At 61.7% G+C, this 25317-nt stretch carries 30 protein-coding genes and 1 tRNA gene; 29 read left to right on the top strand and 2 right to left on the bottom strand.

All coding sequences use genetic code 11. The features are described 5' to 3' along the window. The 21 genes from VFE81_RS09600 to tatC form a co-directional block, all read left to right on the top strand. Nucleotides 1–545: ABC transporter substrate-binding protein (locus VFE81_RS09600; RefSeq protein WP_325044367.1), on the top strand; the 545-nt coding region annotated here is incomplete at its 5' end. Further along, nucleotides 542–844 (top strand): STAS domain-containing protein, encoded by a 303-nt coding sequence (locus VFE81_RS09595; RefSeq protein WP_325044366.1) that lies wholly within the window; start codon nucleotides 542–544, stop codon nucleotides 842–844. The genes VFE81_RS09600 and VFE81_RS09595, both read left to right, overlap by 4 nt. Nucleotides 845–1111: 267 nt before the next feature. Continuing rightward, entirely contained in the window at nucleotides 1112–2044 is a 933-nt protein-coding gene (locus VFE81_RS09590) for an ABC transporter ATP-binding protein (protein ID WP_325044365.1), read from the top strand. Beyond that, the gene (locus VFE81_RS09585) at nucleotides 2041–2805 is read left to right on the top strand and encodes an ABC transporter permease (protein ID WP_325044364.1); all 765 of its coding nucleotides are present in this window, start codon (nucleotides 2041–2043) and stop codon (nucleotides 2803–2805) included. Before VFE81_RS09590 ends, VFE81_RS09585 begins: the two co-directional genes overlap by 4 nt. 15 nt (nucleotides 2806–2820) lie before the next feature. Further along, the gene (locus VFE81_RS09580; protein ID WP_006052280.1) at nucleotides 2821–3060 is read left to right on the top strand and encodes a BolA family protein; all 240 of its coding nucleotides are present in this window, start codon (nucleotides 2821–2823) and stop codon (nucleotides 3058–3060) included. Nucleotides 3061–3072: 12 nt separating this feature from the next. Beyond that, a complete protein-coding gene (gene murA, locus VFE81_RS09575; protein WP_325044363.1) occupies nucleotides 3073–4434 on the top strand; it encodes a UDP-N-acetylglucosamine 1-carboxyvinyltransferase in 1362 nt (453 codons plus the stop codon). Next, nucleotides 4431–5129: an ATP phosphoribosyltransferase gene (hisG, locus tag VFE81_RS09570; RefSeq protein ID WP_325044362.1), complete on the top strand. Its 699-nt coding sequence runs from the start codon at nucleotides 4431–4433 to the stop codon at nucleotides 5127–5129. Before murA ends, hisG begins: the two co-directional genes overlap by 4 nt. Nucleotides 5130–5190: 61 nt before the next feature. Further along, complete coding sequence (gene hisD, locus VFE81_RS09565) at nucleotides 5191–6513, top strand: histidinol dehydrogenase (RefSeq protein WP_325044361.1); 1323 nt, start codon at nucleotides 5191–5193, stop codon at nucleotides 6511–6513. Nucleotides 6514–6705: 192 nt separating this feature from the next. Next, the gene (gene hisC / locus VFE81_RS09560; protein ID WP_325044360.1) at nucleotides 6706–7776 is read left to right on the top strand and encodes a histidinol-phosphate transaminase; all 1071 of its coding nucleotides are present in this window, start codon (nucleotides 6706–6708) and stop codon (nucleotides 7774–7776) included. Nucleotides 7777–7891: 115 nt separating this feature from the next. Beyond that, nucleotides 7892–8479 carry an imidazoleglycerol-phosphate dehydratase HisB gene (hisB, locus tag VFE81_RS09555; protein ID WP_325044359.1) on the top strand — a complete coding sequence of 196 codons (588 nt, stop codon included), beginning with the start codon at nucleotides 7892–7894 and terminating at the stop codon, nucleotides 8477–8479. Nucleotides 8480–8548: 69 nt separating this feature from the next. Beyond that, complete coding sequence (locus tag VFE81_RS09550) at nucleotides 8549–9169, top strand: MarC family protein (protein ID WP_325044358.1); 621 nt, start codon at nucleotides 8549–8551, stop codon at nucleotides 9167–9169. Beyond that, a complete protein-coding gene (gene hisH / locus VFE81_RS09545) occupies nucleotides 9166–9807 on the top strand; it encodes an imidazole glycerol phosphate synthase subunit HisH (protein WP_325044357.1) in 642 nt (213 codons plus the stop codon). Before VFE81_RS09550 ends, hisH begins: the two co-directional genes overlap by 4 nt. A gap of 214 nt (nucleotides 9808–10021) precedes the next feature. Beyond that, nucleotides 10022–10774, top strand: coding sequence for a 1-(5-phosphoribosyl)-5-[(5-phosphoribosylamino)methylideneamino]imidazole-4-carboxamide isomerase (gene hisA / locus VFE81_RS09540; protein ID WP_325044356.1), 753 nt, complete (start codon nucleotides 10022–10024; stop codon nucleotides 10772–10774). A gap of 212 nt (nucleotides 10775–10986) precedes the next feature. After that, on the top strand, nucleotides 10987–11760 hold the full coding sequence (gene hisF / locus VFE81_RS09535) for an imidazole glycerol phosphate synthase subunit HisF (protein WP_054036627.1): 774 nt from the start codon (nucleotides 10987–10989) through the stop codon (nucleotides 11758–11760). A 1-nt stretch (nucleotide 11761) separates the two neighbouring features. Further along, a complete protein-coding gene (gene hisI, locus VFE81_RS09530; protein ID WP_325044355.1) occupies nucleotides 11762–12172 on the top strand; it encodes a phosphoribosyl-AMP cyclohydrolase in 411 nt (136 codons plus the stop codon). After that, nucleotides 12169–12561, top strand: a complete 393-nt coding sequence (locus VFE81_RS09525) for a phosphoribosyl-ATP diphosphatase (RefSeq protein ID WP_325044354.1) — start codon at nucleotides 12169–12171, stop codon at nucleotides 12559–12561. The genes hisI and VFE81_RS09525 overlap by 4 nt, the downstream gene beginning before the upstream one ends. Nucleotides 12562–12655: 94 nt before the next feature. Then, entirely contained in the window at nucleotides 12656–13051 is a 396-nt protein-coding gene (locus tag VFE81_RS09520) for a hypothetical protein (protein ID WP_325044353.1), read from the top strand. Between the two features lie 82 nt (nucleotides 13052–13133). Further along, entirely contained in the window at nucleotides 13134–13499 is a 366-nt protein-coding gene (locus VFE81_RS09515; RefSeq protein WP_325044352.1) for a histidine triad nucleotide-binding protein, read from the top strand. 252 nt (nucleotides 13500–13751) lie between these two features. After that, nucleotides 13752–13991 (top strand): Sec-independent protein translocase subunit TatA, encoded by a 240-nt coding sequence (tatA, locus tag VFE81_RS09510; protein ID WP_028199650.1) that lies wholly within the window; start codon nucleotides 13752–13754, stop codon nucleotides 13989–13991. A 39-nt stretch (nucleotides 13992–14030) separates the two neighbouring features. Beyond that, the gene (gene tatB / locus VFE81_RS09505) at nucleotides 14031–14549 is read left to right on the top strand and encodes a Sec-independent protein translocase protein TatB (protein ID WP_325044350.1); all 519 of its coding nucleotides are present in this window, start codon (nucleotides 14031–14033) and stop codon (nucleotides 14547–14549) included. Nucleotides 14550–14583: 34 nt separating this feature from the next. Further along, the gene (gene tatC / locus VFE81_RS09500; protein ID WP_325044349.1) at nucleotides 14584–15363 is read left to right on the top strand and encodes a twin-arginine translocase subunit TatC; all 780 of its coding nucleotides are present in this window, start codon (nucleotides 14584–14586) and stop codon (nucleotides 15361–15363) included. A 236-nt stretch (nucleotides 15364–15599) separates the two neighbouring features. Here tatC and VFE81_RS09495 read toward each other — a convergent pair whose 3' ends face one another. After that, nucleotides 15600–16826 (bottom strand): Do family serine endopeptidase, encoded by a 1227-nt coding sequence (locus tag VFE81_RS09495; protein WP_325044348.1) that lies wholly within the window; start codon nucleotides 16824–16826, stop codon nucleotides 15600–15602. Between the two features lie 19 nt (nucleotides 16827–16845). Here VFE81_RS09495 and VFE81_RS09490 point away from each other — a divergent pair, with 19 nt between their 5' ends. From VFE81_RS09490 to VFE81_RS09455, 8 genes are all read left to right on the top strand, one after another. After that, the gene (locus VFE81_RS09490) at nucleotides 16846–17592 is read left to right on the top strand and encodes a Nif3-like dinuclear metal center hexameric protein (RefSeq protein WP_325044347.1); all 747 of its coding nucleotides are present in this window, start codon (nucleotides 16846–16848) and stop codon (nucleotides 17590–17592) included. A gap of 221 nt (nucleotides 17593–17813) precedes the next feature. Further along, nucleotides 17814–18434: a ubiquinol-cytochrome c reductase iron-sulfur subunit gene (gene petA, locus VFE81_RS09485; protein ID WP_120289276.1), complete on the top strand. Its 621-nt coding sequence runs from the start codon at nucleotides 17814–17816 to the stop codon at nucleotides 18432–18434. Continuing rightward, nucleotides 18434–19813, top strand: a complete 1380-nt coding sequence (locus VFE81_RS09480; RefSeq protein WP_325044346.1) for a cytochrome bc complex cytochrome b subunit — start codon at nucleotides 18434–18436, stop codon at nucleotides 19811–19813. Before petA ends, VFE81_RS09480 begins: the two co-directional genes overlap by 1 nt. 23 nt (nucleotides 19814–19836) lie before the next feature. Next, nucleotides 19837–20592, top strand: a complete 756-nt coding sequence (locus tag VFE81_RS09475) for a cytochrome c1 (protein WP_325044345.1) — start codon at nucleotides 19837–19839, stop codon at nucleotides 20590–20592. Nucleotides 20593–20686: 94 nt separating this feature from the next. Then, a complete protein-coding gene (locus VFE81_RS09470; RefSeq protein WP_006052302.1) occupies nucleotides 20687–21298 on the top strand; it encodes a glutathione S-transferase N-terminal domain-containing protein in 612 nt (203 codons plus the stop codon). A gap of 74 nt (nucleotides 21299–21372) precedes the next feature. Beyond that, nucleotides 21373–21900 carry a ClpXP protease specificity-enhancing factor gene (locus VFE81_RS09465; protein ID WP_325044344.1) on the top strand — a complete coding sequence of 176 codons (528 nt, stop codon included), beginning with the start codon at nucleotides 21373–21375 and terminating at the stop codon, nucleotides 21898–21900. 19 nt (nucleotides 21901–21919) lie between these two features. Then, nucleotides 21920–21995, top strand: a tRNA-Thr gene (locus VFE81_RS09460). A 599-nt stretch (nucleotides 21996–22594) separates the two neighbouring features. Next, nucleotides 22595–23719 carry a class I SAM-dependent methyltransferase gene (locus VFE81_RS09455; protein ID WP_325044343.1) on the top strand — a complete coding sequence of 375 codons (1125 nt, stop codon included), beginning with the start codon at nucleotides 22595–22597 and terminating at the stop codon, nucleotides 23717–23719. Nucleotides 23720–23787: 68 nt separating this feature from the next. Here VFE81_RS09455 and VFE81_RS09450 read toward each other — a convergent pair whose 3' ends face one another. Next, entirely contained in the window at nucleotides 23788–25059 is a 1272-nt protein-coding gene (locus tag VFE81_RS09450; protein WP_325044342.1) for a TIGR03862 family flavoprotein, read from the bottom strand. Nucleotides 25060–25317 lie beyond the last annotated feature (258 nt).

Raw genomic sequence — 25317 nt, 5'->3', positions numbered from 1 at the left:
CGCCGGATGGCCTGATCAAAACGGTCACCCAGCAGGTGATCGATGCGGTGCGCGGCGACAAGTCGATCCAGCAAGGCGACATTTCGCACATTACTCAACTCGTCAACGAAAAGATTCTGCCCTACACCGATTTCCGCCGTACCACACAACTGGCGATGGGCCGCAACTGGCGCACCGCAACGCCGGAGCAGCAAAACGCCGTGGTCGAGCAGTTCAAGATGCTGCTGATCCGCACGTACTCGGGCGCGTTGGCACAAGTACGCGACCAGCAGATCCAGTACAAGCCGTTCCGCATGAATCCGGACGACACCGACACCGTGGTGCGCTCGGTGGTGATGAACAACGGCTCGCCGATCGAACTCGACTACCGTCTGTACAAGACACCGCAAGGCTGGCGCGTCTATGACATCAATGTGCTCGGCGCATGGCTGATCCAGGCGTATCAGCAGCAGTTCAACGAGCAGATCCAGCAGAAGGGTGTGGACGGACTGATTCAGTTCCTCACGCAGCGCAACCAGCAACTGGCTGCGGGCAAGCAGTCGTGAGCGAAGTGCTGAACGTCGTCGCAGGCTGCTTCGAAAGCGGCGCGACGCTGACCCACGAGAGCGCGAAAGCCGCGCTCGAGGCGGGCTTGCAGCGCATCGCTGCGGGCGCGAAGGGTGTGGATTGCGCGCCGCTCGCGCAATTCGATTCCTCCGCGCTTGCCGTCCTGCTTGCGTGGGAGCGTGCCGCGCAGGCACGCGGCATCGCGTTCGAGATCGTCAATCTGCCGGCTGGTCTCGCCAGCCTCGCACAAGCCTACGGCGTCGATACCCTGCTATGTCGACCGGAGTTAGCGCTTTAGCGCTTATGTCGATCCGGAGTTAGTGCTTCAGCACTTACTCCGGTCCCACGCAGCGCGCCCCCGGTCCCATGCTGCTTGCAGCGCGGCGCGACATTGACGCTCTAATAGCGTCACTTCCAATCCCCCCGGCTGAGTCGGGGCGGCTGATTTTTGCCCTATAATCAAATGTTTTTTGGGGCATATAACCGGCCCCAATTTCGTCCCTCCCAGTACTTTTGCGCCCCCTCAGGGCTCCTTTAGGCGCCGCGACGCACGCGGCCCACAGTCATGTCAGCCATAGAAATTCGTAACGTCAAGAAGCGCTACAAAGATTTGCAAGCGCTCAAGGGCGTCAGCCTCACGGTGGAAGAAGGCGAGTTCTTCGGACTGCTCGGTCCGAACGGCGCGGGCAAGACGACGCTCATCAGCATCCTCGCCGGTCTCGCGCGCGCCGATGAAGGCAGCATCGCGGTGCGTGGGCATGACGTAGTCAGCGATTTCCGCGGCGCGCGCCGGGCGCTCGGCGTGGTGCCGCAGGAGCTCGTGTTCGATCCGTTCTTCACCGTGCGCGAAACCTTGCGTATCCAGTCCGGCTACTACGGTCTGCGCAACAACGACGCGTGGATCGACGAAATCATGGCCAATCTCGACCTCACCGACAAAGCCGACGCCAATATGCGCGCGCTGTCGGGCGGCATGAAGCGCCGCGTGCTGGTCGCGCAGGCGCTGGTGCACCGGCCGCCGGTGATCGTGCTGGATGAGCCGACCGCGGGCGTCGACGTCGAGTTGCGTCAAACCTTGTGGAAATTCATCTCGCGCCTGAATCGTGAAGGGCACACGATCGTGCTGACCACGCACTATCTGGAAGAAGCCGAATCGCTGTGCGACCGCATCGCGATGTTGCGGCGCGGCGAGGTCGTTGCGCTCGAGCGCACCAGCACGCTGCTGCAGCGCTTTGCTGGTATGCAACTATTCCTGCGCTTCGCGCAAGGCGAGTTGCCGACTGAACTGCGCCCGCTCGCAGTAGACAGCGGCGCGGGCAACGGCAATGGCCGTCAACACCTGTTGCGGCTCGCGAGCTACGACGACGTCGAGCGGATTCTCGCGCAGTGCCGCGCGGCGGGTTGCACACTGGAAGAAATCGAGGTCCGCAAAGCCGACCTCGAAGATGTGTTCGTTCAGGTGATGAACGGTCCGGAAGTAATCGAGGGGCTGGCATGAGCGGCTATGGTGGTTTCAGTACGTTGTTTTACAAGGAAATCCTGCGTTTCTGGAAGGTGTCGTTCCAGACCGTGCTGGCGCCGGTCATCACCGCGCTCCTGTATCTGACGATTTTCGGCCACGCGTTGCGCGGTCACGTTCAGGTCTATCCGGGCGTGGAGTACACGAGCTTCCTGATTCCTGGCCTCGTGATGATGAGCGTGTTGCAGAACTCGTTTGCGAATAGCTCGTCCTCGTTGATCCAGTCGAAGATCACCGGCAACCTGGTGTTCGTTCTGCTGCCGCCGTTGTCGCACTACGAGATGTTCGGCGCGTATGTGCTCGCCGCCGTGGCGCGCGGGTTGGCGGTCGGCTTCGGCGTGTTCATCGTGACGATCTGGTTCGTGCCGGTCAGCTTCAGCGCGCCGCTTTACATCATCGCGTTCGCGATTTTCGGCGCGGCGATTCTCGGCACGCTCGGTTTGATCGCCGGCATCTGGGCCGAAAAATTCGATCAGCTTGCCGCATTTCAAAACTTTCTGATTATGCCGCTCACGTTCCTCTCTGGCGTGTTCTACTCGACGCATACGCTGCCACCGGTGTGGCGCGAAGTGTCGCGGCTCAATCCCTTTTTCTACATGATCGACGGCTTTCGCTACGGTTTCTTCGGGATGTCGGATATTAATCCGCTCGTGAGCCTCGCGATCGTTGCCGGTTTCTTTGTGGTGCTGGCCGTGGTGGCGATGCGCATGCTCGCCTCCGGCTACAAACTGCGCCACTGATCAGGAGCTTCTCTCATGTTGCCGACTCCCGAACAGGTCAAGCAATACATCGCGGCTGGACTCGCTTGCCAGCATCTCGAAGTCGAGGGCGACGGTCAGCATTTCTTTGCGACGATCGTTTCGCCAAGTTTCGAAGGCAAGCGCCTGATCCAGCGCCATCAACTCGTGTATGCGGCGCTCGGCGACCGCATGCGCGAAGAAATCCACGCGCTCAGCATGAAAACGCTGACGCCCGCCGAATGGCAGAACGCGTAATCTGGAAATTTAGTGCGAATTACTCAAGAAAGGCGCGACGCCGGTAGTGGCGCGTCGCACACAGTCAAAGCAGACCCGGCTGAAGCCCGGGTCAATCAGGAACTGACAGGCATGGATAAACTCGTCATTGAAGGTGGCTACCCGCTGTCGGGTGAAGTCGTCGTCTCAGGTGCGAAGAACGCGGCGTTGCCGATTCTGTGCGCGAGTCTGCTCAGCGCGGAACCGGTCGATCTGGAAAACGTGCCCGACTTGCAGGACGTGCGCACGATGCTCAAGCTGCTCGGCCAGATGGGCGTGCGCATCGAGAGCGGTGCGGGGCGGGTGTCTCTGGATGCGTCGAAGGTCGATAACCTCGTCGCACCGTACGAAATGGTGAAGACCATGCGTGCGTCGATCCTGGTGCTCGGCCCGCTGGTCGCGCGCTTCGGTCACGCCAGGGTGTCGCTGCCGGGCGGCTGCGCAATCGGCGCGCGTCCGGTGGATCAGCACATCAAGGGTCTACAGGCCATGGGCGCCGAGATCACAATCGAGCACGGGTTTATCGAAGCGCGTGCTACGCGTCTGAAGGGCGCGCGCATCGTGACCGACATGATTACCGTGACGGGCACCGAAAACCTGCTGATGGCGGCGGTGCTGGCCGAAGGCGAAACGGTTATCGAGAACGCGGCGCGTGAGCCGGAAGTCGGCGACCTCGCGCATCTGCTGGTCTCGATGGGCGCAAAGATCGAAGGTATCGGCACGGACCGGCTGGTGATCCAGGGCGTCGACAAGCTGCATGGCGCGAAGCATACGGTGATTCCGGATCGTATTGAAGCCGGCACGTTCCTGTGCGCAGTCGCGGCTGCGGGCGGCGATGTCACATTGCGTAAGGTGCGTCCACTGATCCTTGAAGCCGTCACCGAAAAGCTGCGTGAAGCCGGCGTCACGGTCGACGAAGGCGACGACTGGATGCGCGTGCGTATGGACAAACGTCCGAGCGCGGTCAGCTTCCGCACGTCCGAATACCCGGCGTTCCCGACCGACATGCAGGCGCAGTTCATGGCGCTCAATACTATCGCGGATGGCACCTCGCAAGCCGTCGAGACGATCTTCGAGAACCGCTTCATGCACGTGCAGGAATTGAACCGCCTCGGCGCGAACATCACGATCGACGGCAACACCGCGCTCGTGACCGGCGTTGAGAAGCTGTCCGGCGCGAAGGTGATGGCGACCGATCTGCGTGCTTCGGCGAGCCTCGTGATTGCCGCGTTGCGTGCCGAAGGCGAAACGCTGATCGACCGTATCTATCACCTGGATCGTGGTTACGACCGGATGGAGACGAAGCTCAACGCCATCGGCGCCAAGGTGCGCCGCATCGCCGGGAGCCAGGCATGAGCTCGATGCCGCAAACGGCGTCTTCGCCGGCTGTGAGCGCACCGCTTACGCTGGCATTGTCGAAAGGGCGTATCTTCGAAGAGACGTTGCCGCTGCTCGCCGCGGCCGGCATTGAAGTCGCCGAAGATCCGGAAACTTCGCGCAAGCTGATTCTGCCCACTACGGACGCGAACGTGCGCGTGATCATCGTGCGCGCCACGGACGTGCCGACCTACGTCGAATACGGTGCAGCCGACTTCGGCGTGGCAGGCAAGGACGTGCTGCTCGAGCACGGCGGCAGCGGGCTGTATCAACCGGTCGACCTGAATATCGCGCGTTGCCGGATGTCGGTCGCGGTGGCGGCCGGTTTCGACTATGCGAATGCGGTGCGCCAAGGCGCACGCCTGCGCGTGGCGACCAAGTACGTTGAAACCGCACGTGAGCATTTCGCCGCCAAGGGCGTGCACGTCGATCTGATCAAGCTGTACGGTTCGATGGAACTGGCGCCGCTGGTTGGCCTCGCCGACGCGATCGTCGATCTGGTGAGTTCGGGCAATACCCTGCGCGCCAACAATCTTGTCGAGGTGGAGGAGATCATGCAGATTTCGTCGCGTCTCGTGGTGAACCAGGCGGCGCTGAAGCTCAAGCGTGCCGCGCTGCGGCCGATTCTCGATGCGTTCGAACGCGCGTCGAAGGCCGGCACTGCGGCAGCCTGAATAGTTTGACCACGCGCGTGGTCAAACTTTTAACGCGCGCCTTACCGAAACGGATACCCATATGTCTATCAAGATTCGCAAACTCGATTCCAGCGCACCCGACTTTCAAAAGTCGCTGCACGCGGTGCTCGCGTTCGAGGCGAGCGAAGACGAAGCAATCGAGCGCTCGGTCGCGCAGATTCTGAACGACGTGAAGGCACGCGGCGACGCTGCGGTGCTCGAGTACACGAGCCGCTTCGACCGTGTCGAGGCGAAGAGCGTCGTGGCGCTCGAGTTGCCGATGTCCGAACTCGAAGCGGCGCTCGAAGGCCTGGAGCCGAAGCGCCGTGCGGCGCTCGAAGCAGCGGCGGCGCGCGTGCGCGGTTATCACGAGAAGCAGAAGATTGAGTGCGGCAGCCATAGCTGGCAGTACACGGAAGCCGACGGCACCGTGCTCGGCCAGAAGGTCACGCCGCTCGATCGCGCGGGTATTTATGTGCCGGGCGGCAAGGCGGCGTATCCGTCGTCGGTGCTGATGAACGCGATTCCGGCGCGCGTGGCGGGTGTGCGCGAAATCGTCATGGTCGTGCCCACGCCGGATGGCGTGAAGAATCCGCTGGTGCTGGCGGCTGCATTGCTGGGCGGCGTGGATCGCGTATTCACGATCGGCGGTGCGCAGGCGGTGGGCGCATTGGCCTATGGCACGGAAACGGTGCCCGCAGTCGACAAGATCTGCGGCCCGGGCAACGCCTATGTCGCGTCGGCCAAGCGCCGCGTGTTCGGCACCGTTGGGATCGACATGATCGCCGGGCCGTCGGAAATTCTCGTGCTATGCGACGGCACGACGGACCCGCGCTGGATCGCGATGGACCTGTTCTCGCAAGCCGAGCACGACGAACTCGCGCAATCCATCCTGCTGTGCCCGGACGACGCATTTATCGCCCGCGTGCGCGACGCGATCAACGAACTGCTGCCGACCATGCCACGTCAGGACGTGATCCGCGCGTCGCTAGAAGGGCGCGGTGCACTGATCAAGGTGCGCGATATGGCTGAAGCCTGCGCGATCGCTAACGACATCGCGCCGGAACACCTCGAAATCTCCGCGCTGGAGCCGCATCAATGGGGCCAACTGATCCGCCATGCCGGTGCGATCTTCCTCGGCCGCTACACCAGTGAAAGCCTCGGCGACTACTGCGCGGGGCCGAACCACGTGCTGCCTACGTCTCGTACCGCACGGTTCTCGTCACCTTTGGGCGTCTATGATTTCTTCAAGCGTTCGAGCGTGATCGAAGTCAGTGCGGACGGCGCGCAGACGCTCGGCGAGATCGCTGCCGAACTCGCCTACGGCGAAGGCCTGCAGGCGCACGCCCGCAGCGCCGAGTACCGGATGCGTCAGACCGGCTGAAGGTGAGGCACAAGCGCCTGAATGCGGCGAACCGATGATGACGCAAGCGGGCATCGAACCGGTGCCCGCGAACCTCACCGACGGATTTCACGCGTTTCCCCGTTAAATAACGACAATACAGACCAACCTGGAGCGGCCGGCGTGCCGCCGATGCCAGGCCGGATTCTCCCTTGCGGCCCGGTCCGCTGACTTATGACGACACCTCAAGACATCATTCGCCGCGACGTGCTCGCGATGACGAGCTATCCGGTTCCGGACGCTACGGGCTATATCAAGCTCGACGCGATGGAAAATCCGTTTCCATTGCCGCCGGTGCTCGCCGCGCATCTGGGCGAGCATCTGGCCGGCGTCGCGCTAAACCGCTACCCCGCGCCGCGTCCGGAAGCGCTGATCGAAAAGATCAAGCGCGTGATGAGTGTGCCGAGGGGTTGCGACGTGCTGCTCGGCAACGGCTCGGATGAGATCATCAGCATGGTGTCGGTGGCGTGCGCGAAGCCCGGTGCCAAGGTGCTCGCGCCGGTGCCGGGTTTCGTGATGTATCAGATGTCGGCGCAGCTGGCGAATCTGGAATTCATCGGCGTGCCGCTGAAGCCCGATTTCACGCTCGACACCGAAGCGATGCTGGCGGCGATTGCCGAGCATGAACCGGCGATCGTCTATCTGGCCTATCCGAACAACCCGACCGGCACGCTGTACGACGACGCGGACATGGAGCGCATCATCGCCGCGGCGAATCAAAGCCTCGTGGTGATCGACGAAGCGTACCAGCCGTTTGCCCAGCAAAGCTGGCTCCCGCGCGCCGATGCGTTCGACAACGTCGTTGTAATGCGTACCGTGTCCAAGCTCGGTCTGGCCGGCATCCGCCTGGGTTATCTCGTCGGTAAGCCCGCCTGGCTCACCGAATTCGACAAAGTGCGGCCGCCCTACAACACCAACGTGCTGACGCAAGCCGCCGCCGATTTCCTGCTCGACCACGTCGACGTGCTCGACGCCCAGGCCGCGCAATTGCGCGAGGAACGCACGAAACTCGCGCATGCGGTGGCCCAATTGCCGGGCGCCGAAGTGTTCCCGAGCGCCGGCAACTTCCTGCTGGTGAGGGTGCCGGATGCATCCGTTATGTTCGAAACGCTGCTGGCAGCACGGGTTTTGATCAAAAACGTGAGTAAAATGCACCCATTGCTGGCCAATTGCGTGCGTTTGACGGTCGGTTCGCCCGAAGAAAACGCCCAATTGATCGCCGGACTGAAACTCGTGCTGCACTGAACGGCGCGCCGAATGGCCGCGTGAGCGCTTTTCCGCCCAGCGGACAAGCGCGCGCGGCCTGCCGTGTTCCTATCCCACACTACTATCGCTTTCTAGCTAGATTCGAGGAATTACCATGCGCATTGCGGAAGTCGTTCGCAACACAAGCGAAACGCAGATCCGTGTGAAGATCAATCTGGACGGCACCGGTCAGCAGAAGCTGGCCACCGGTGTGCCGTTTCTTGATCACATGCTCGACCAGATCGCACGGCACGGACTGTTCGACCTCGACATCGAAGCGCATGGCGACCTGCATATCGACGACCATCACACGGTCGAAGACACCGGTATCACGCTCGGCCAGGCCGTCGCGAAGGCGATCGGCGACCGCAAGGGCATCCGCCGCTACGGTCATTCTTACGTCCCGCTCGACGAGGCGCTGTCGCGCGTCGTGATCGATTTTTCCGGCCGTCCGGGCCTCGAATTCCATGTGCCGTTCACGCGCGCGCGCATCGGCACGTTCGACGTCGATCTCTCCATCGAATTTTTCCGCGGCTTCGTGAACCACGCCGGCGTCACACTGCATATCGACAACCTGCGCGGCCTGAACGCCCATCATCAGATGGAAACGGTGTTCAAAGCGTTCGGGCGTGCGTTGCGCATGGCCGTCGAACTGGACGAACGCGCGGCGGGGCAGATTCCGTCGACCAAGGGCAGCCTTTAAGCGCTCATTTACCGGCTCATTGAGCGGAATTAGAACCAGGACCGGCCGCTTGCGCGTGCCCGGTGTGCGATGGACATTCTGAAGTCGTTTATTTCGCTGCTGGCGCTGATCAACCCGGTCGGCGCCATCCCGTTCTTCATGAGCCTGACTGCGCTTCAGAGCGATGTGGAGCGCCGCAGAACCATCCGTATCGCGGCGATTTCGGTGTTCTGCGTAATCGCGGTGACCACGCTGCTCGGACAGCAGATCATCAGCTTCTTCGGCATTTCGGTCGGATCGCTCGAAGTGGGCGGCGGGATCATCATGCTGCTGATGGCGATCAACATGCTGAACGCGCAAATCGGTAACAGCCGTTCGACGCCGGAAGAGCGCCATGAAGCCGAGCAGAAGGACAACATCGCGGTCGTGCCGCTCGCGATTCCGCTGTTGACCGGTCCGGGCGCGATCAGCACCACGATCATCTACGCGGCCGGCTCGACGCACTGGTACGACCGGCTGAGCCTCGTCGCGATCGGCGCGGTGCTGGCGGCGATCTGCTTTTTTTCGCTGCGACTCGCTGAACCGATTGCCCGCTGGGTAGGTCGCACGGGTATCAATATCGGCACGCGGCTCATGGGTTTGATGTTATCGGCGCTGGCGGTGGAATTCATCGTCGATGGATTGAAGGCATTGCTGCCTAACTTGAAATGAAAACTTCGATAGCGATTGTGGATTACGGAATGGGCAACCTCCGCTCGGTTGCTCAGGCATTGCGCCATGCCGTGCCGGAGGCGGACGTAGCGATCGTCGACCAGCCCGAAGCGATCCGCTCGGCCGATCGCGTGGTGCTGCCCGGCCAGGGCGCGATGCCCGACTGCATGCGCAGTCTGGCCGAGTCCGGCCTGCAGGAAGCGGTCATTGAAGCGTCGCGCTCCAAGCCGCTGATGGGCGTGTGCGTTGGCGAGCAGATGCTGTTCGACTGGAGCGCCGAGGGCAATACGCCCGGCCTGGGTCTGTTGCCCGGCAAAGTGCTGCGTTTCGACCTGGCGGGTCAGGTGCAGGACGACGGCTCGCGCTTCAAAGTCCCGCAAATGGGCTGGAACCGCGTGCGTCAGGCCCAGCCGCATCCGCTGTGGGACGGTGTCGCGGACAACGCCTTCTTCTACTTTGTGCATAGCTATTACGTCGTGCCGGACAACACCGCCCATACGTCGGGCGAAACGGTGTACGGTGTGCCCTTTACCTCGGCGGTGGCGCGGGATAACATCTTCGCGACCCAATTCCACCCGGAAAAGAGCGCCGAAGCGGGGCTGCGCGTCTATCGCAACTTCGTGCACTGGAACCCGTGAGCGCCTTTCTTCATCCTGTTGCCGTGCGCCGTTCCGCCACAAGCGGGGCGTCGGCCGTGCATCATGACCGCAGCAAGACGGATTCACCCCAATACGGCGCTCCGCAAAGGCGTCGAAAGAGTTGTACTAAACTAGCGAAACGGCGATGTGGCGGGCTGGTTTGTCAGCCGCTGCCGCCGACCTTCAACCACCTCCCAGACAACACCCGATTGCTATGCTGCTGATTCCCGCCATCGACCTGAAAGATGGTCACTGTGTACGCCTCAAACAGGGCGATATGGACCAGGCGACGATATTTTCCGAGGAACCGGCGGCAATGGCCCGACATTGGGTCGACCGCGGCGCCCGGCGTCTGCACCTCGTCGACCTGAACGGCGCGTTCGCCGGCAAGCCGAAAAACGAAGACGCGATCCGCGCGATCATCGAAGAAGTCGGTGGCCAGATTCCCGTCCAGCTGGGCGGCGGTATCCGCGACCTGAACACGATCGAGCGATATCTGGACGACGGTTTGTCGTACGTCATCATCGGCACGGCTGCGGTGAAGAACCCGGGCTTTCTGCAGGATGCGTGCACCGCGTTTGGCGGCCATATCATCGTCGGTCTGGATGCGAAAGACGGCAAGGTTGCCACCGACGGCTGGAGCAAGCTGACCGGCCATGAAGTGGTCGATCTGGCGCGCAAGTTCGAGGATTACGGCTGCGAGTCGATCATTTACACCGACATCGGCCGTGACGGCATGCTGCAAGGCATTAACATCGAAGCGACGGTGCGTCTCGCGCGTGCGGTGAAGATTCCGGTGATCGCGAGCGGCGGGTTGTCGAACCTCACGGACATCGAGTCGTTGTGCGAAGTCGAGGGCGAAGGCATCGAAGGCGTGATCTGCGGCCGGGCGATTTACTCGGGCGATCTGGACTTCGCGGCTGCGCAGACCCTCGCGGACCGGCTGCGCGAAGAGGACGACGCGTAAGGCTCAAGCTCGAGGCGTCGCGGTCGACTCAGAATCGACGCGGCAGCGGACTTAAAAGCGGACGCAACGGCGCGTCCTGAAAGCGCGTCAAGCCGCAGGTGTTCTTGTTCGACACGCTTGCGGCCTGACGCGGCGAGCCGCGCCGGCATTGTGCCGCTCGTGAAGATTCAAGCGGGCGGCTTCATCAGCGGTATTGGCAGAATTGCAGGATCATGGCTCTAGCTAAACGCATCATCCCTTGTCTCGACGTCACGGCTGGACGCGTGGTCAAGGGCGTCAACTTCGTCGAACTGCGCGATGCGGGCGACCCGGTCGAAATCGCGCGCCGCTATGACGATCAGGGCGCCGACGAACTGACCTTCCTCGACATCACCGCGACCTCCGACCAGCGCGATCTGATCCTGCCGATCATCGAAGCGGTCGCGTCTCAGGTGTTCATTCCGCTGACGGTCGGCGGCGGCGTGCGCGCCGTCGAAGACGTGCGGCGGCTGCTCAACGCGGGCGCGGACAAGATCAGCATGAACTCGTCGGCGGTCGCGAATCCGCAACTCGTGCGCGACGCGACGGACAAATACGGCTCGCAATGCATCGTCGTCGCCATCGACGCGAAGCGCGTGTCCGCGGATGGTGAACCGCCGCGCTGGGAAGTTTTCACGCATGGCGGTCGTAAGGCCACCGGCCTCGAAGCCGTCGAATGGGCGCGCAAGATGGCCGAACTGGGCGCGGGCGAAATCCTGCTGACCAGCATGGACCGCGACGGCACCAAGAGCGGCTTCGATCTGGCGCTCACGCGCGCGGTGTCCGATGCGGTGTCGATTCCGGTGATCGCCTCGGGCGGCGTCGGCTCGCTGCAGCATCTGGCCGACGGCATCAAGAGCGGCCACGCGGACGCAGTGCTGGCCGCCAGCATCTTCCACTACGGCGAACACACCGTGGGCGAGGCCAAGCGCTTCATGGCCGATCAAGGTATTTCGGTGAGGTTGTGACGTGGTGAATCCTTCGGTAGCAGAATGGCTCGACAAGGTCAGGTGGGACGCGAACGGCCTCGTGCCGGTGATCGCGCAGGAAGCGTCGACCAACGACGTGCTGATGTTCGCGTGGATGAACCGCGAAGCCCTGACGAAAACCGTCGAAACCGGCCGCGCGGTGTACTTTTCGCGCTCGCGCCAGCGCTTGTGGTTCAAGGGTGAAGAGTCCGGCCACGTGCAGCATGTGCATGAGGTACGGCTCGATTGCGACGAAGACGTCGTGTTGCTGAAAGTCGAGCAGGTGTCGGGCATTGCTTGCCACACCGGCCGTCACTCGTGTTTTTTCCAGAAATTCGAAGGCACGGTTGAAGATGGCGGCTGGGTCGCCGTCGAACCCGTGTTGAAAGACCCCGAACACATCTACAAATGACGCAATCCACTCAATCCACGGAACCCTCTTCGTCCATCAACGACACGCTGCTGCGCCTCGCGGCCATCATCGACAGCCGCAAGGGGGGCGATCCGGACGTCTCGTATGTGTCGCGCCTGTTCCACAAGGGCGATGACGCGGTTCTCAAGAAGATCGGCGAAGAGGCCACCGAAGTCGTGCTGGCCGCCAAAGACGTGCGTCAGGGCGGTGCGCCGACCGCGCTGGTCGGCGAAGTGGCGGACCTGTGGTTTCACTGCCTCGTGATGCTGTCGCATTTCGACCTGAGCCCGGCTGATGTGCTCGCCGAACTCGAGCGCCGTGAAGGCCTGTCGGGCATCGAGGAAAAGGCGCTGCGCAAGAGCCGCGAGCGCGAGCAGAACGGCGACTGATTGTCTGGATTTGTCCGCCCTGTCTTGAAGTGGCGAACGTCGGCACCCACATTGCACTGAACGCATAGGATCGCATCCTCGGGAGGACGCAAGCATGGAACAGTCGCAAGGAAATTATCCGCCGCCGGTTTACCGCAACGCGATCGAGCCGGAGCGCGAACGCAGTCTGCGCACGCTGACGCATGTGCTGTACGGGCTGTACGCGGTCCACTGGCTGACGGGTGGCCTGACGATTCTGATCGCAATCATCATCAACTATGTGAAGCGGCCCGATGTGGTGGGCACGCCTTACGAAGCGCACTTCGAGTGGCAGATCCGCTCGTTCTGGATGGCCTTGCTGGGGTATGCGATCGGTGGCGTGCTGCTGTTCGTGGTGATCGGTATTCCGGTTTTGTGGGCCGTCAGCCTCTGGATGCTGTACCGTATTATCAAAGGCTGGCTGTATCTGTACGATAACAAGCCGCTCGCGAATCCGCGCGCCTGGTTCTGAGTCGAGTCCGGTTGCGGCCGGGCGGACCATGAGCCAAGCCTCGCCGCGCTTCGCGCTCTAGCCATACTGTGTCAGGAATACGATGAGTCACGACCCGAACTGCCTTTTCTGCAAGATCGCCGCCGGCGAGATTCCGTCGACCAAAGTCCACGAAGACGACGAGTTTGTCGCCTTCCGCGACATCCGTCCGGCAGCTGAAACGCATGTGTTGGTGATTCCCCGCAAACACATCGCCACGCTGTCGAATTGCACGGAAAGCGATACACCGCTGCTTGGTAGAATGCTTGTGTTGGTGGCGCGTCTGGCCGACCAGTTGGGCGTAGCGTACACCGGTGGTGAAACCGGTTTTCGCACGGTAATCAATACCGGTCCGGGTGGTGGGCAAGAGGTGTATCACCTGCACGCGCACATCCTCGCAGGGCCGCGCCCATGGCAGCGAATGGGCTGACAGATAACCGTGAGCCGTGAGCCGTGAGGCGCGGCGGCGAGTTTTGGCGGTCGACAATAGCGCGGCCGATGTTTTTGCTGCACTGTAATGACGCCGACGCGATCGTCGGGTCACAATGGCACGCCGTGTCGTGGGTTGCATCGGAACAGCTCGCGGCAACGTATAGATGGAGCGTACGCGCTTCGATTCACGCCGCAAGGCGCACGAGTTCTGCCGCATCAAGATGCGGTGTCGGGGTTAAGGAGAGTAGTCATGGGTTCGTTGAGCATTTGGCATTGGCTGATCGTGTTGCTGATCGTGGCGCTCGTGTTCGGCACGAAGAAGCTGCGCAATATCGGCACTGATCTGGGTGGCGCGGTGAAGGGCTTCAAGGAAGGTATGAAGGAAGCCGAAACGCCCGCAGGTGAAGCGCAACAGCGCGAACTACCGCGTAACGGCACCGTGGATGTGGATGCGAAGGAAAAGACGCCGCGTTCCGGCGATTACCGCTAAGCCGCGGCCCAACCGCGTTACTGACGGACATTCCACTTCATGCTGGACCTCGGTCTAACCAAGATGGCGCTGATCGGCGTCGTCGCGCTGGTCGTACTCGGGCCTGAGCGCCTGCCTCGCGTCGCCCGCACGGCCGGCGCGTTGTTCGGCCGCGCGCAGCGGTATATCAACGACGTGAAGGCTGAAGTCACCCGCGAAATCGAACTCGACGAATTGCGTCGCATGAAAACCGAGTTCGAAGCGGCCGCTACCAACGTCGAAACCAGCGTTCAGGACAATCTGCGTAAGCACGAATCCGAACTGAACGACGCGTGGAATAGCGGCACGTCGGTGTCGCCGAGCATTGCCGGCGGCGCGCTCGAAGATGCCGGCAATTCGCCATGGCGACCTAGCACGCCACCGGCAGGCCCCAAACGCAAGAACTGGCGCGTCAAGCAGACAGCCATGCCCACCTGGTACAAGCGCGCCACCACGCGCCGCACGCGCGTGCAGTCGGGCGCTGCGCGCGTGGCACGGCATACGCCGGCCACCATGCGTCGTCAGACGCGGTTCTTCTGATGATCAGAACGACAATCTCTAACCGAGGGCCGGTGTGAGCGACCCCCAGCAAACCCAGGACGAAGGCACTGAAGAGACCTTCATTTCCCACCTCGTTGAATTGCGCGACCGTATCATCCGCGCCGGCCTGGCCGTCATCGTGGTGTTTGTCGGGCTCGTGTATTGGGCGCCGGACATCTTCCGGCTGCTGGCGCGGCCCTTGATGCAGAATCTGCCGAAGGACGGCAAGATGATCGTCACGGACGTGACCGGCTCGTTCTTCGTGCCGATGAAGGTGACCATGCTGGTCGCCTTCGTGATCGCGTTGCCGATCGTGCTGTACCAGATCTGGGCGTTCGTCGCGCCGGGCCTGTATCAGCATGAGAAGAGGCTGGTCGGGCCGCTGGTGGGCAGCAGCTACACGCTGTTCCTGTGCGGCATGGCGTTCGCGTACTTTGTGGTGTTTCCCACCATCTTTCGTGTCATGGCGCACTACAACGCGCCGCTCGGCGCGGAGATGACCACCGATATCGACAATTACCTGAGCTTCGTGCTCACCATGTTCCTCGCGTTCGGCGTGACGTTCGAAGTGCCGATTGTCGTGGTGCTACTGGTCCGCATGAACGTGCTGACCATCAAGAAGCTCAAGGAAATCCGTCCCTATGTGATCGTGGGCGCGTTCGTGATTTCAGCGGTGGTGACGCCGCCGGACGTGTTCTCGCAGCTGATTCTGGCGATTCCGCTGATCGTGCTGTACGAGGCGGGCATCATCGCGGCGCGGTTGATTGTCGGCAAGCAGCCGGCGGTTGTTGAAGATGCGAGTCCGCCGAATTGATGTAATGCGCCTCGGGCGCTAGTCGCGCTGGCCGGAAGGCCGGGCGCAGCAAAAAGGGCAGTCCATTGAGGAATGCCCTTTTTGTTTTTGCGGCGGCGGGGGTGTTTGGGCTTGCCACGTCGCTGGCTGCTCAAGCCAACGGTGTCCGTCTTACCTGCTGCTTCGGCTAGCGTCGCCCGCTACTGTTGCTGTGTATTCAATCAACCGGCGCCGTGCTGTTGGCCACCGCTTCGTTCTCAACCGCCGTCGTCGTCCTGCTGATCGCCACCGCCGTTGTTGTCTTCCGCCGGTTGCTTCGGCGGAGGCGGGCGTTTGCCGATGGTCACGTCAAGATCCATCTCGCGGCTCTTGCGCACCAGGTGAACCTTCGCTGCCGTGCCCGGCTTGATCTGCGCGATGACGTTCAACAGACGCGTGGTGTCGGTGATCTCCTGACCGTTCACGCTCACCAGGATGTCGCCCGGTTTGATGCCCGCCCGGTCGGCCGGCCCGTTCTTCAGCACGCCCGCGACGATCGCCCCCGACTTCTGCTCGAGCCCAAACGATTCGGCGATCTCCGGCGTCACGTCCTGCGGCTCCACGCCGATCCAGCCGCGCGTGACTGAGCCCGTTGTGATGATGCTCTCCAGCACGCTGCGCGCGGTCGAGACAGGAATCGCGAAGCCGATGCCGAGCGAGCCGCCTGAGCGCGAATAGATGGCGGTATTGATGCCGAGCAGGTTGCCGTTCACGTCGACCAGAGCGCCGCCCGAATTACCCGGATTGATCGCCGCGTCGGTCTGAATGAAGTTTTCGAAGGTATTGATGCCGAGGTGATTGCGCCCGAGCGCACTGACAATACCCATGGTCACCGTCTGGCCGACACCGAACGGATTGCCGATCGCCAGCACCACGTCGCCCACGCGCGTTTGGTCCATACGGCCGAGCGTGATGGTGGGCAGGTTGGTCATGTTGACCTTCAGCACGGCCAGATCGGTCTCAGGATCGACGCCGATCACCTTGGCATTGGTGGTGCGGCCGTCGGCGAGCGCGATTTCGATCTGATCGGCGCCGTCCACGACGTGCTGGTTCGTTAGAATGTAACCTTCCGAACTCACGATCACACCTGAGCCGAGATTCGAGGCGGGTTGTTCCTGCTGCTTGCCTTTGTTCTTGTCGCCGAAGAAGTAGCGGAACAGCGGGTCTTTCGCGCGCGGATCGGGTGGCAGTGAGCCATCCTTGCTGGAGAACACATTGACGACCGCGGGCATGGCTTTTTGCGCGGCGTCTGCATAGGACGCCTGTGCAGGGCCGGTGCCGATGCCTGGCGCCACTTCCCGAAGGGCGACGATCGGTTCGGCAAGTTGCTTGCCGAATTGCCCTTGACGCTGGAGCCACTGCGGTTTGAGGGTCGCAATGATGAACATCAGCGCCAACAGCACGGTCACCGCTTGGGCAAAGAACAGCCAAAAGCGTCTAAGCATCTGAAGACTAGAGGTTTATATGGATCGGATCGAACTTGAATTGTACTTGAACAATGTTCTTGAAACCGCGCGCTTCAAGGACTATTGCCCCAATGGATTGCAGGTGGAGGGCCGCCGCCGGATCAATAAGCTCGCGACCGGTGTGACGGCTTCAGTGGCTTTCCTCGAGGCCGCGCTCGACTGGGGCGCGGATGCGGTGCTGGTCCATCACGGCTACTTCTGGCGCAACGAGGCGCCGCAGATCACCGGGCGCAAACACGCGCGGCTGAAGCTGCTGATCGCCAACGACCTGAACCTGTTCGCCTATCACCTGCCGCTCGACGACCACCCCGAGTTCGGCAATAACGCGCAGATCGGCGCGAAGATGGGCTGGATCAGCGACGCGCGCTTCGGCGAGAACGATCTCGGCTGGCTCGCCACGTTTCCGATGCCGATCACGCTCGCGCACTTCACCGCGCAAGTCGAACAGACGCTCGGCCGCACGCCGCTTGTATTCGGCGACCCGGATCGCGAACTGCGCCGCGTGGGCTGGTGCACGGGCGCTGCGCAAGGCATGTTCGAGGCTGCGATCAATGCCGGCGCTGACGTCTACCTCACCGGTGAAGTGTCGGAATCGGTGATGCACACGTCGGCGGAAAGCGGCGTCGCATTCCTCGCGGCCGGCCATCACGCCACCGAACGTTTCGGCGTGCAGGCGGTGGGCAAGCATCTGTCCGAGCAGTTCGATATCGAGCACCTGTTTATCGATATCCCGAATCCCGTTTGAATTGAAATTCGGCATTAGATAAGGAAAAGGCACGAATAACGTAGAGGGCGCTTAAAAGGAGGTGCAAAAAAGTTTGCGATCCGTACGGAGAAACCCTGACTTATCAAGGGCTTCGCACGGTTTTTGGCAATGGGGCCTTGTAAATGCCGACTCCATTCGCGCAAACTAGCGGCGGTAGAAGGGACGTGAAGGAAAAATCCAACTCAGAAGTGGGGCGTGTAATGCGAGACAAGGAAGATGAACGCGTCGACGGCGGCCGCCGTACCTGGCTGATAGCGACGACCGTAGCAGGTGGCATAGGAGGCGTTGCCACTGTCGTACCCTTTGTTAGTTCGTTTGCACCATCTGAAAAGGCCAAGGCGGCAGGCGCCCCGGTCGAAGTCGATATCAGTGATCTCAAGCCTGGCGACATGAAGACCGTTGCCTGGCGTGGTAAGCCGGTGTGGATCATCAACCGCACTGACAGGATGCTCGCCGATGTCCAGAAAGCCGATAACGAAGTAGCGGATCCTCACACCAAGAATCCTTTTTCGATGCCGTTGCCGGAGTACTGCAACAACGAATTCCGTTCGCGCACCGATCACAAGAATCTTTTCGTCGCCGTTGCCGTGTGCACCCATCTGGGCTGCACGCCGACGCCGCGCTTCCAGGAGGGCGCGCAGCCTAATCTTCCCGACGACTGGCCAGGCGGCTTCCTCTGCCCTTGCCACGGATCGACCTATGACATGGCCGGCCGCGTCTTCAAGAACAAACCTGCGCCGCAGAACCTCGACATCCCGCCTTACATGTTCACGTCGGCCACCGGCCTCGTGATCGGCAAGGACGAGAAAGGAGAAGCGTAATGGCGATCGAACATGAAGTAGAGACGACCGGGCTGGTCGGCTGGATCGACCGGCGCTTTCCTCTGACATCCACCTGGAAGAAGCACGTTTCCGAGTACTACGCGCCGAAGAACTTCAACTTCTGGTACTTCTTCGGGTCGCTCGCGCTGCTGGTGCTGGTCAACCAGATTGTCACCGGCATCTTCCTCACGATGAACTACAAGCCCGACGCGACGCTCGCGTTCTCGTCGGTCGAGTACATCATGCGCGAGGTGCCGTGGGGCTGGCTGATCCGCTATATGCACTCCACGGGCGCGTCGATGTTCTTCGTCGTCGTGTATCTGCATATGTTCCGCGGGCTGATGTACGGCTCGTACCGCAAACCGCGTGAACTGGTGTGGATCTTCGGCTGCGCGATTTTCCTCTGCCTGATGGCTGAGGCGTTCTTCGGCTACCTGCTGCCGTGGGGCCAGATGTCGTTCTGGGGCGCGCAGGTGATCGTAAACCTGTTCTCGGCGATTCCGTTCATCGGGCCGGATCTCTCGCTGTGGATTCGCGGCGACTATGTCGTCTCGGACGTCACGCTGAACCGCTTTTTTGCGTTTCACGTGATCGCGATTCCACTGGTGCTGATTGGGTTGGTGGTCGCTCACCTGGTGGCACTGCACGAAGTGGGGTCGAACAACCCCGACGGCATCGAGATCAAGGCGAAGAAGGGCCCGGATAGCATTCCGCTCGACGGCATTCCGTTCCATCCGTACTACTCCGTGCACGATTTCATGGGCGTGTCGGTGTTTCTGATGATCTTCGCGGCGATCATTTTCTTCGCGCCGGAGATGGGGGGGTATTTTCTCGAAGCGAATAACTTCATTCCCGCCAATCCGTTGCAAACCCCGCAGGAAATTGCGCCGGTGTGGTACTTCACCGCCTTCTATGCGATGCTGCGCGCCACCACCGATCCGTTCAAGATCGTGTTGATGATCATCATCGCATTGCTCGGTCTGTTCGCGCTGGTGCGCGCACGCGGCAAGTGGAAGCTCGGTTTGCCGGTGCTCGCGGTGCTGGTGGTTCTGGCCATGGCGTTCACCGAATCGAAGTTCTGGGGCGTGGTGGTGATGGGCGGCGCGGTGATCTCGCTGTTTTTCCTGCCGTGGCTCGACCGCTCGCCCGTGAAGTCGATCCGTTACCGGCCGTTTTTTCACAAGGTGTTCTACGGGATCTTCGTGCTCGCTTTCCTGACGTTGGGCTTCCTCGGCACCAAACCGCCGTCGTCTGCCTCCACGTTGATTGCACAGGTGTGCGCGCTGATCTACTTCGCGTTTTTCCTCGGTATGCCCGTCTGGACGAAGCTTGGCACGTTCAAGCAGCCGCCCGAGCGGGTGCGGTTCAAGCCCCACTAATCGCGAGCCAGGAGAACACGAAGATGAAAAAACTGCTTTCGACGTGCGCGCTGATCGGCGCGACACTGCTCGCGGTGCTGGCAGGACCGGCGCACGCGGACGAGAATTTCCCTCTCGACCGCGCGCCCGATAACGCGGAGAATTTTGCTTCGTTGCAGCACGGCGCCCAATTATTTGTAAACTATTGCCTGAATTGTCACAGCGCGAACCTGATGCGCTACAGCCGGCTGACCGACCTCGGCATAACGCCGACCGAAATTCAGTCGAACCTGCTGTTCACCACGGATAAAGTCGGCAACACCATGACCGTGGCGATGCGCCCGGACGACGCGAAAGCGTGGTTCGGCGCGAGTCCGCCGGATTTGTCGGTGGAAGCGCGGGCGCGCAGCAAGGATTGGCTGTACACGTATCTGCGCAGCTTCTATCGCGACAATACGCGGCCGACCGGCTGGAACAATCTGGTGTATGAGAACGTGAGCATGCCTCACGTGCTGTGGCAGCTTCAGGGACAACGTACCGCGAAGTTCGGTGACGAAGTCGACGAGAAAACGGGCGAAACGGTGCATAAGTTTGTCGGCTTCCAACAGGTCACGCCGGGGACAATGTCGCCGGTAGATTATGATTCTGCTGTGGCCGACCTCGTGTCGTACCTGTCATGGATGTCCGAACCGACGCAGAAAACCCGCAAACAGCTTGGCGTGTGGGTGCTGCTGTTCCTCGGGGTCCTGAGCTTTTTCGCCTGGCGATTGAACGCCGCGTACTGGAAAGATATCAAATAATCACGCTGTCACCGGCGTGGGGCCGGCGCCAGGAAAAACCTGCGGTACGGGTTTTCCGCGCGCTGGCCTTTCAGCTTTTTGAGGAAACGTAAACATGATGGTTCTGTATTCCGGCACAACTTGCCCGTTCTCCCAGCGCTGCCGGCTGGTGTTGTTCGAAAAGGGCATGGACTTCGAGATCCGCGACGTCGATCTGTTTAACAAGCCGGAAGACATCGCTGTGATGAATCCGTACGGTCAAGTGCCGATTCTCGTCGAACGGGACCTGATTCTGTACGAATCGAACATCATCAACGAGTATATCGACGAGCGCTTCCCGCACCCGCAACTGATGCCGGCCGATCCGGTTCAGCGCGCTCGCGCCCGCCTGTTCCTGCTCAACTTCGAAAAGGAACTGTTCGTTCACGTCGGCACGCTCGAAAACGAAAAGGGTAAGGCCGCTGAGAAGAATCACGAGAAGGCACGTCTTGCCATCCGCGATCGTCTGACGCAGCTCGCACCGATCTTCCTGAAGAACAAGTACATGCTCGGCGAAGAGTTCTCGATGCTGGACGTCGCGATCGCGCCGCTGCTGTGGCGTCTGGATCACTACGGCATCGAGCTGTCGAAGAACGCTGCACCGCTGATGAAGTACGCCGAGCGCATTTTCAGCCGCCCGGCTTATATCGAAGCGCTGACGCCTTCGGAAAAGGTGATGCGTCGTTGAGTTTGGCTTTGGGGTGAGGGCGCCGCGTCTCGATTGTTTTCCGTGTGCGCCCAAACCCGGTAAGAGGACTGTTGATGCAAGAGATTTCCACCAAGCCTTATCTGCTGCGCGCGCTGTACGAATGGTGCACGGATAACGGCTACACGCCGCATATTGCGGTCCGGGTCGACAATCAGACGCGCGTGCCGCGTCAGTTCGTGCGCGATAACGAGATCGTGTTGAACATCAGCTTCGAGGCGACCAGCCAGTTGCAGATGGGCAATGAATGGATCGAGTTCAGCGCGCGCTTCTCCGGCAAGTCGCACAAGATCGAAGTGCCGATCGCCAATATTCTCGCGATCTATGCGCGCGAAAACGGGCAGGGCATGGCGTTCCCGGTCGAATCGGCCGGCGGCGAAGCGCAGGATTCGGGCGCCGACGCGGAACTGGCGGACGAGACGGAGGCACCGGCTGCACCACGCGCTACGGCGCCGCGCGCGGTCGAAGCGTCGCCGGCAACCGATGCCGCAGCCGCCAAAGCGGAAAGCGCGACGGATGGCCCGCAGCCTGACGATGACGGATCAAAAGGTGGCGGAAGGGCTCGCCTGAAGATCGTGAAATGAAGTAGAATCACGGCCTCATGCCGGCTTAGCTCATCAGGTAGAGCGCTTGACTTGTAATCATGAGGTGGCGGGTTCGAGTCCTGCAGCCGGCACCAGTAGTTCGAAAACGGGTTTCTGAAGAATTTCAGAAACCCGTTTTTTTTTATTCCTGGCGAGAAATCCGGCAAGTTGGACGGGTACCGGTGGTGCCCGGCGCAATGCGGCGCGAGAGCAAGAGCAAAAGAGCTCCCGGCGTCCCCACAGTACTGACGCCAGCGATCACGATATTGTTCGACGGCGCAGCGCTAGGGCTGTGCAGATATGCGGCCGCGCGAGCGTCGCCGCGAACAATCGGAATGCTGCCAGGAGCCGCCCTGGGCTTGCATTTGGCGGCGGGCGGCTGACGGCTGGGAAACGCAGAGACTTGTCGATTCAGGGTGCTGAGCGAGGCGGGAAATAGCTCTTTTTCACCGGATCTCATTCACCTTGTCGATTGTGGACTTTATAGTCTACAAATTGCCGGCAGACCACTGCAAAAGGCGCTTGCATCCGCCCCATCCCGGCGGCTGCCAACAGATACCGTCCCGCGAACCCGACCGGGAGAGGTACTATTCGGGCGTCAGTCGGCATCACTATCCGTTCAGTTCGGCGGGCAACGCCCCCGAGACGCGACATTTCACCGCGTCACTCCCGCACAACACATCCCACCTTCATCATGACCAGCCCCGCAACCATCACCTGGCCCGAAGCCGACGGCCCCCGCTCCGCGCGTTGGCGCTCCGAAGCCGCGGTGCCGCCGCCCAAACGCGTCGTCGTCGCAGATGACCGCACTACTGCCGACTCGGCCTACCGCCTCGCCTGCGAAGGTACGGCGCTCCTGTGGAACGGGGACTTCCAGAACGCCCGCCAGTTGCTGCAAGCGGTCACGCGCCGCCTGGAGCGCAAACCGCGCAAGCAGGGCGAAACGCCGATCGACGCGTTCAACCTGCATCGTCAGGCACAGTCGCAACGTGCCCGCACGCTCGGCATGATTCTGATCCCGCTCGACGCCGCTTACGGCATTCCGCTGCGCCGCGCGCCTGAAGTGCAGCAGGCCTGCATCGAAACTTACGGGCCATCTACCGATGAACCCTCGGTCGTGTCGCTGCGCGAATTGCTCGGTCTGATCGGCGCCCACGAGTGGCGCAAGAAGGGCGTGGAAATTCCCGCGCTGAGCGAGCGCATCCATCCGCACTACGGCGTGTTCTCGCCGGTGCGCGGTGAATATGTGGATCTGGTCGCGCGCACGCCGTTGCCGTCTTTGAACAAGGCATTCGATATCGGCACCGGCACGGGCGTGCTGGCCGCACTGCTCGCCAAACGCGGTGTGAAGAAAATCGTCGCGACCGACCAGGATCCGCGAGCGCTTGCCTGTGCTCGCGAGAACCTCACGCGTCTCGGCTACGCTCAGCAGGTCGAGGTCGTACAAGCCGATCTGTTTCCGGAAGGCCGTGCGCCGCTGGTGGTCTGCAATCCGCCATGGGTGCCAGCGCGACCCGCATCGCCGATCGAATACGCTGTCTACGATGCGGAAAGCCGTATGCTGCTCGGTTTCCTGAACGGCCTGGCGGAGCATTTGTCGCCGGGTGGGGAAGGCTGGCTGATCATGTCGGATTTCGCCGAGCATCTCGAATTGCGCACACGCGAGTGGTTGCTTGAAGCCATTGAAAAGGCCGGATTGACCGTGGTTGGTCGCGAGGACATTCGTCCGCGACACCCGAAGTCGACAGATGAGACCGATGCGCTGCACACGGCGCGCCTGGCTGAACTTACGTCGCTCTGGCGTTTGAAGGCGCGCTAAATGATGGCGCGCGATTGAGTGCGATGGAGCGCGTTGACTCAATAAGGCGGCGCTGAAACGCGGTACCGTCAGACCGGCACGCCGCGCGCCTTGAGATACGCTAACGCGCCGCGCCCTGCTACTAGTCCGCTGGCGAAGCAGGCGGTGAGCAGATAACCGCCGGTCGGCGCTTCCCAATCGAGCATTTCGCCCGCGCAGAACGCACCGGGCAGACGCTCGATCATCAAATGTTTATCGAGCGCTTCGAAGGGAATTCCGCCGGCGGTGCTGATCGCTTCGGCGATAGGCCGGGCGCGCGTCAGCCGCACCGGCAGTGCCTTGATCGCATGCGCAAGACCGTTCGCATCGGCGAAGGCTTCCTTCGACAGAATCTCGTGCAGCAAGGCCAGTTTTACGCCACTAATCCCGATTCTGCCGTGCAGGTGAGTCGACATGGAACGCGAGCCGCGCGGTCGCGTGACCTCGGCCACGACACGCTCCAACGTCAAGCCTGGCGCCAGGTCCAGCGCGATCGTGACATCCCCGTCGGCCAGAATTCGCTCCCGGATGACTGCCGACAACGCATAAATCAGACTCCCTTCGAGACCTGTTTCGGTCAGAAGTATTTCACCTTGTCGATTATGGACTTTTTTGTCTACTTCGGTGAGCGTGATGGCCACCGATTTCACCGGCTGGCCGGCGAAACGCTCACGCAGATAAGGGCTCCAGTCGGCATCGAAGCCGCAGTTCGCGGGCCGCAGCGGCGCCACCGGCACCTCGCGTGCGCTCAGCAGCGGCACCCAGGCGGCGTCGGATCCGAGCCGCGGCCAGCTTGCACCACCGAGTGCGAACACCACGGCATCGCAAGTCAAGGTTTGCTCGCCTTGGGGTGTTTCGAAGCGCAGCGTGTGCGCAGCGGTGTCGCTACCATCGTTGTCCCAACCGGTCCATTTGTGGCGCATGTGGAAACTCACGCCGGCTTCCCGCAACCGATGCAACCACGCACGCAGCATCGGCGCCGCTTTCATGTCGGTCGGAAAAACGCGCCCCGAACTGCCGACGAACGTCTCGACGCCGAGCCCATGCAACCATGCGCGCAAGGCGTCGGGACCAAACGTGTCGAGCAGCGGCGCGATCTGTTCGCGGCGCGCGCCGTAGCGGCCAAGAAACGGCTCTAGCGGTTCTGAATGCGTGATGTTCATGCCACCTTTGCCCGCCATCAGGAATTTGCGGCCAACGGACGGCATCGCGTCGTAGACGTCGACCTGTAAGCCGTGCTGAGCGAGCGCCTCGGCGGCCTTCAGGCCGGCGGGGCCGCCGCCGATCACGGCGATGCGGGCGGAAGCGAAGGAGGATGACATGCGGTCCTGCGGATGAGCGGAAGGGCGGCGCGTTGGCCCGATCTGACGATCGGGCGGCGCGAAGGACGCTATTTTCACACCGTGGGCAGCGCAGGGCAAACTGGGCGAACGGCGAACGGCGAACGGCGAACGGCGAACGGCTAGCGAGCTAACGGCCTGGCGGCCGAAAAGCGCTGGGTTCGGGCGTGTCGCAATCCCCCGCGCTCCTTTGCTATTCACTCGCGCGAACTATACTTTTCAAACACCTTCCATCGACCG

The sequence above is a fragment of the Paraburkholderia sp. genome (assembly GCF_035656215.1).
Taxonomy (GTDB): domain Bacteria; phylum Pseudomonadota; class Gammaproteobacteria; order Burkholderiales; family Burkholderiaceae; genus Paraburkholderia.
This window is presented reverse-complemented; position numbering and strand designations above follow the sequence as displayed.

Bases quoted from the DNA above. Each gene is read 5' to 3' on its own strand.
- VFE81_RS09495 (WP_325044348.1), bottom strand. From the start codon at position 16,826: ATGCTTAGACGCTTTTGGCTGTTCTTTGCCCAAGCGGTGACCGTGCTG.
- hisB (WP_325044359.1), top strand. From the start codon at position 7,892: ATGCGCATTGCGGAAGTCGTTCGCAACACAAGCGAAACGCAGATCCGT.
- VFE81_RS09490 (WP_325044347.1), top strand. From the start codon at position 16,846: ATGGATCGGATCGAACTTGAATTGTACTTGAACAATGTTCTTGAAACC.
- tatA (WP_028199650.1), top strand. From the start codon at position 13,752: ATGGGTTCGTTGAGCATTTGGCATTGGCTGATCGTGTTGCTGATCGTG.
- hisC (WP_325044360.1), top strand. From the start codon at position 6,706: ATGACGACACCTCAAGACATCATTCGCCGCGACGTGCTCGCGATGACG.
- VFE81_RS09515 (WP_325044352.1), top strand. From the start codon at position 13,134: ATGAGTCACGACCCGAACTGCCTTTTCTGCAAGATCGCCGCCGGCGAG.
- hisD (WP_325044361.1), top strand. From the start codon at position 5,191: ATGTCTATCAAGATTCGCAAACTCGATTCCAGCGCACCCGACTTTCAA.
- VFE81_RS09550 (WP_325044358.1), top strand. From the start codon at position 8,549: ATGGACATTCTGAAGTCGTTTATTTCGCTGCTGGCGCTGATCAACCCG.
- VFE81_RS09475 (WP_325044345.1), top strand. From the start codon at position 19,837: ATGAAAAAACTGCTTTCGACGTGCGCGCTGATCGGCGCGACACTGCTC.
- VFE81_RS09455 (WP_325044343.1), top strand. From the start codon at position 22,595: ATGACCAGCCCCGCAACCATCACCTGGCCCGAAGCCGACGGCCCCCGC.
- hisG (WP_325044362.1), top strand. From the start codon at position 4,431: ATGAGCTCGATGCCGCAAACGGCGTCTTCGCCGGCTGTGAGCGCACCG.
- VFE81_RS09465 (WP_325044344.1), top strand. From the start codon at position 21,373: ATGCAAGAGATTTCCACCAAGCCTTATCTGCTGCGCGCGCTGTACGAA.
- VFE81_RS09580 (WP_006052280.1), top strand. From the start codon at position 2,821: ATGTTGCCGACTCCCGAACAGGTCAAGCAATACATCGCGGCTGGACTC.
- tatB (WP_325044350.1), top strand. From the start codon at position 14,031: ATGCTGGACCTCGGTCTAACCAAGATGGCGCTGATCGGCGTCGTCGCG.
- VFE81_RS09525 (WP_325044354.1), top strand. From the start codon at position 12,169: ATGACGCAATCCACTCAATCCACGGAACCCTCTTCGTCCATCAACGAC.
- VFE81_RS09480 (WP_325044346.1), top strand. From the start codon at position 18,434: ATGGCGATCGAACATGAAGTAGAGACGACCGGGCTGGTCGGCTGGATC.
- VFE81_RS09520 (WP_325044353.1), top strand. From the start codon at position 12,656: ATGGAACAGTCGCAAGGAAATTATCCGCCGCCGGTTTACCGCAACGCG.
- hisH (WP_325044357.1), top strand. From the start codon at position 9,166: ATGAAAACTTCGATAGCGATTGTGGATTACGGAATGGGCAACCTCCGC.
- hisA (WP_325044356.1), top strand. From the start codon at position 10,022: ATGCTGCTGATTCCCGCCATCGACCTGAAAGATGGTCACTGTGTACGC.
- VFE81_RS09450 (WP_325044342.1), bottom strand. From the start codon at position 25,059: ATGTCATCCTCCTTCGCTTCCGCCCGCATCGCCGTGATCGGCGGCGGC.
- VFE81_RS09585 (WP_325044364.1), top strand. From the start codon at position 2,041: ATGAGCGGCTATGGTGGTTTCAGTACGTTGTTTTACAAGGAAATCCTG.
- hisF (WP_054036627.1), top strand. From the start codon at position 10,987: ATGGCTCTAGCTAAACGCATCATCCCTTGTCTCGACGTCACGGCTGGA.
- VFE81_RS09470 (WP_006052302.1), top strand. From the start codon at position 20,687: ATGATGGTTCTGTATTCCGGCACAACTTGCCCGTTCTCCCAGCGCTGC.
- VFE81_RS09590 (WP_325044365.1), top strand. From the start codon at position 1,112: ATGTCAGCCATAGAAATTCGTAACGTCAAGAAGCGCTACAAAGATTTG.
- petA (WP_120289276.1), top strand. From the start codon at position 17,814: ATGCGAGACAAGGAAGATGAACGCGTCGACGGCGGCCGCCGTACCTGG.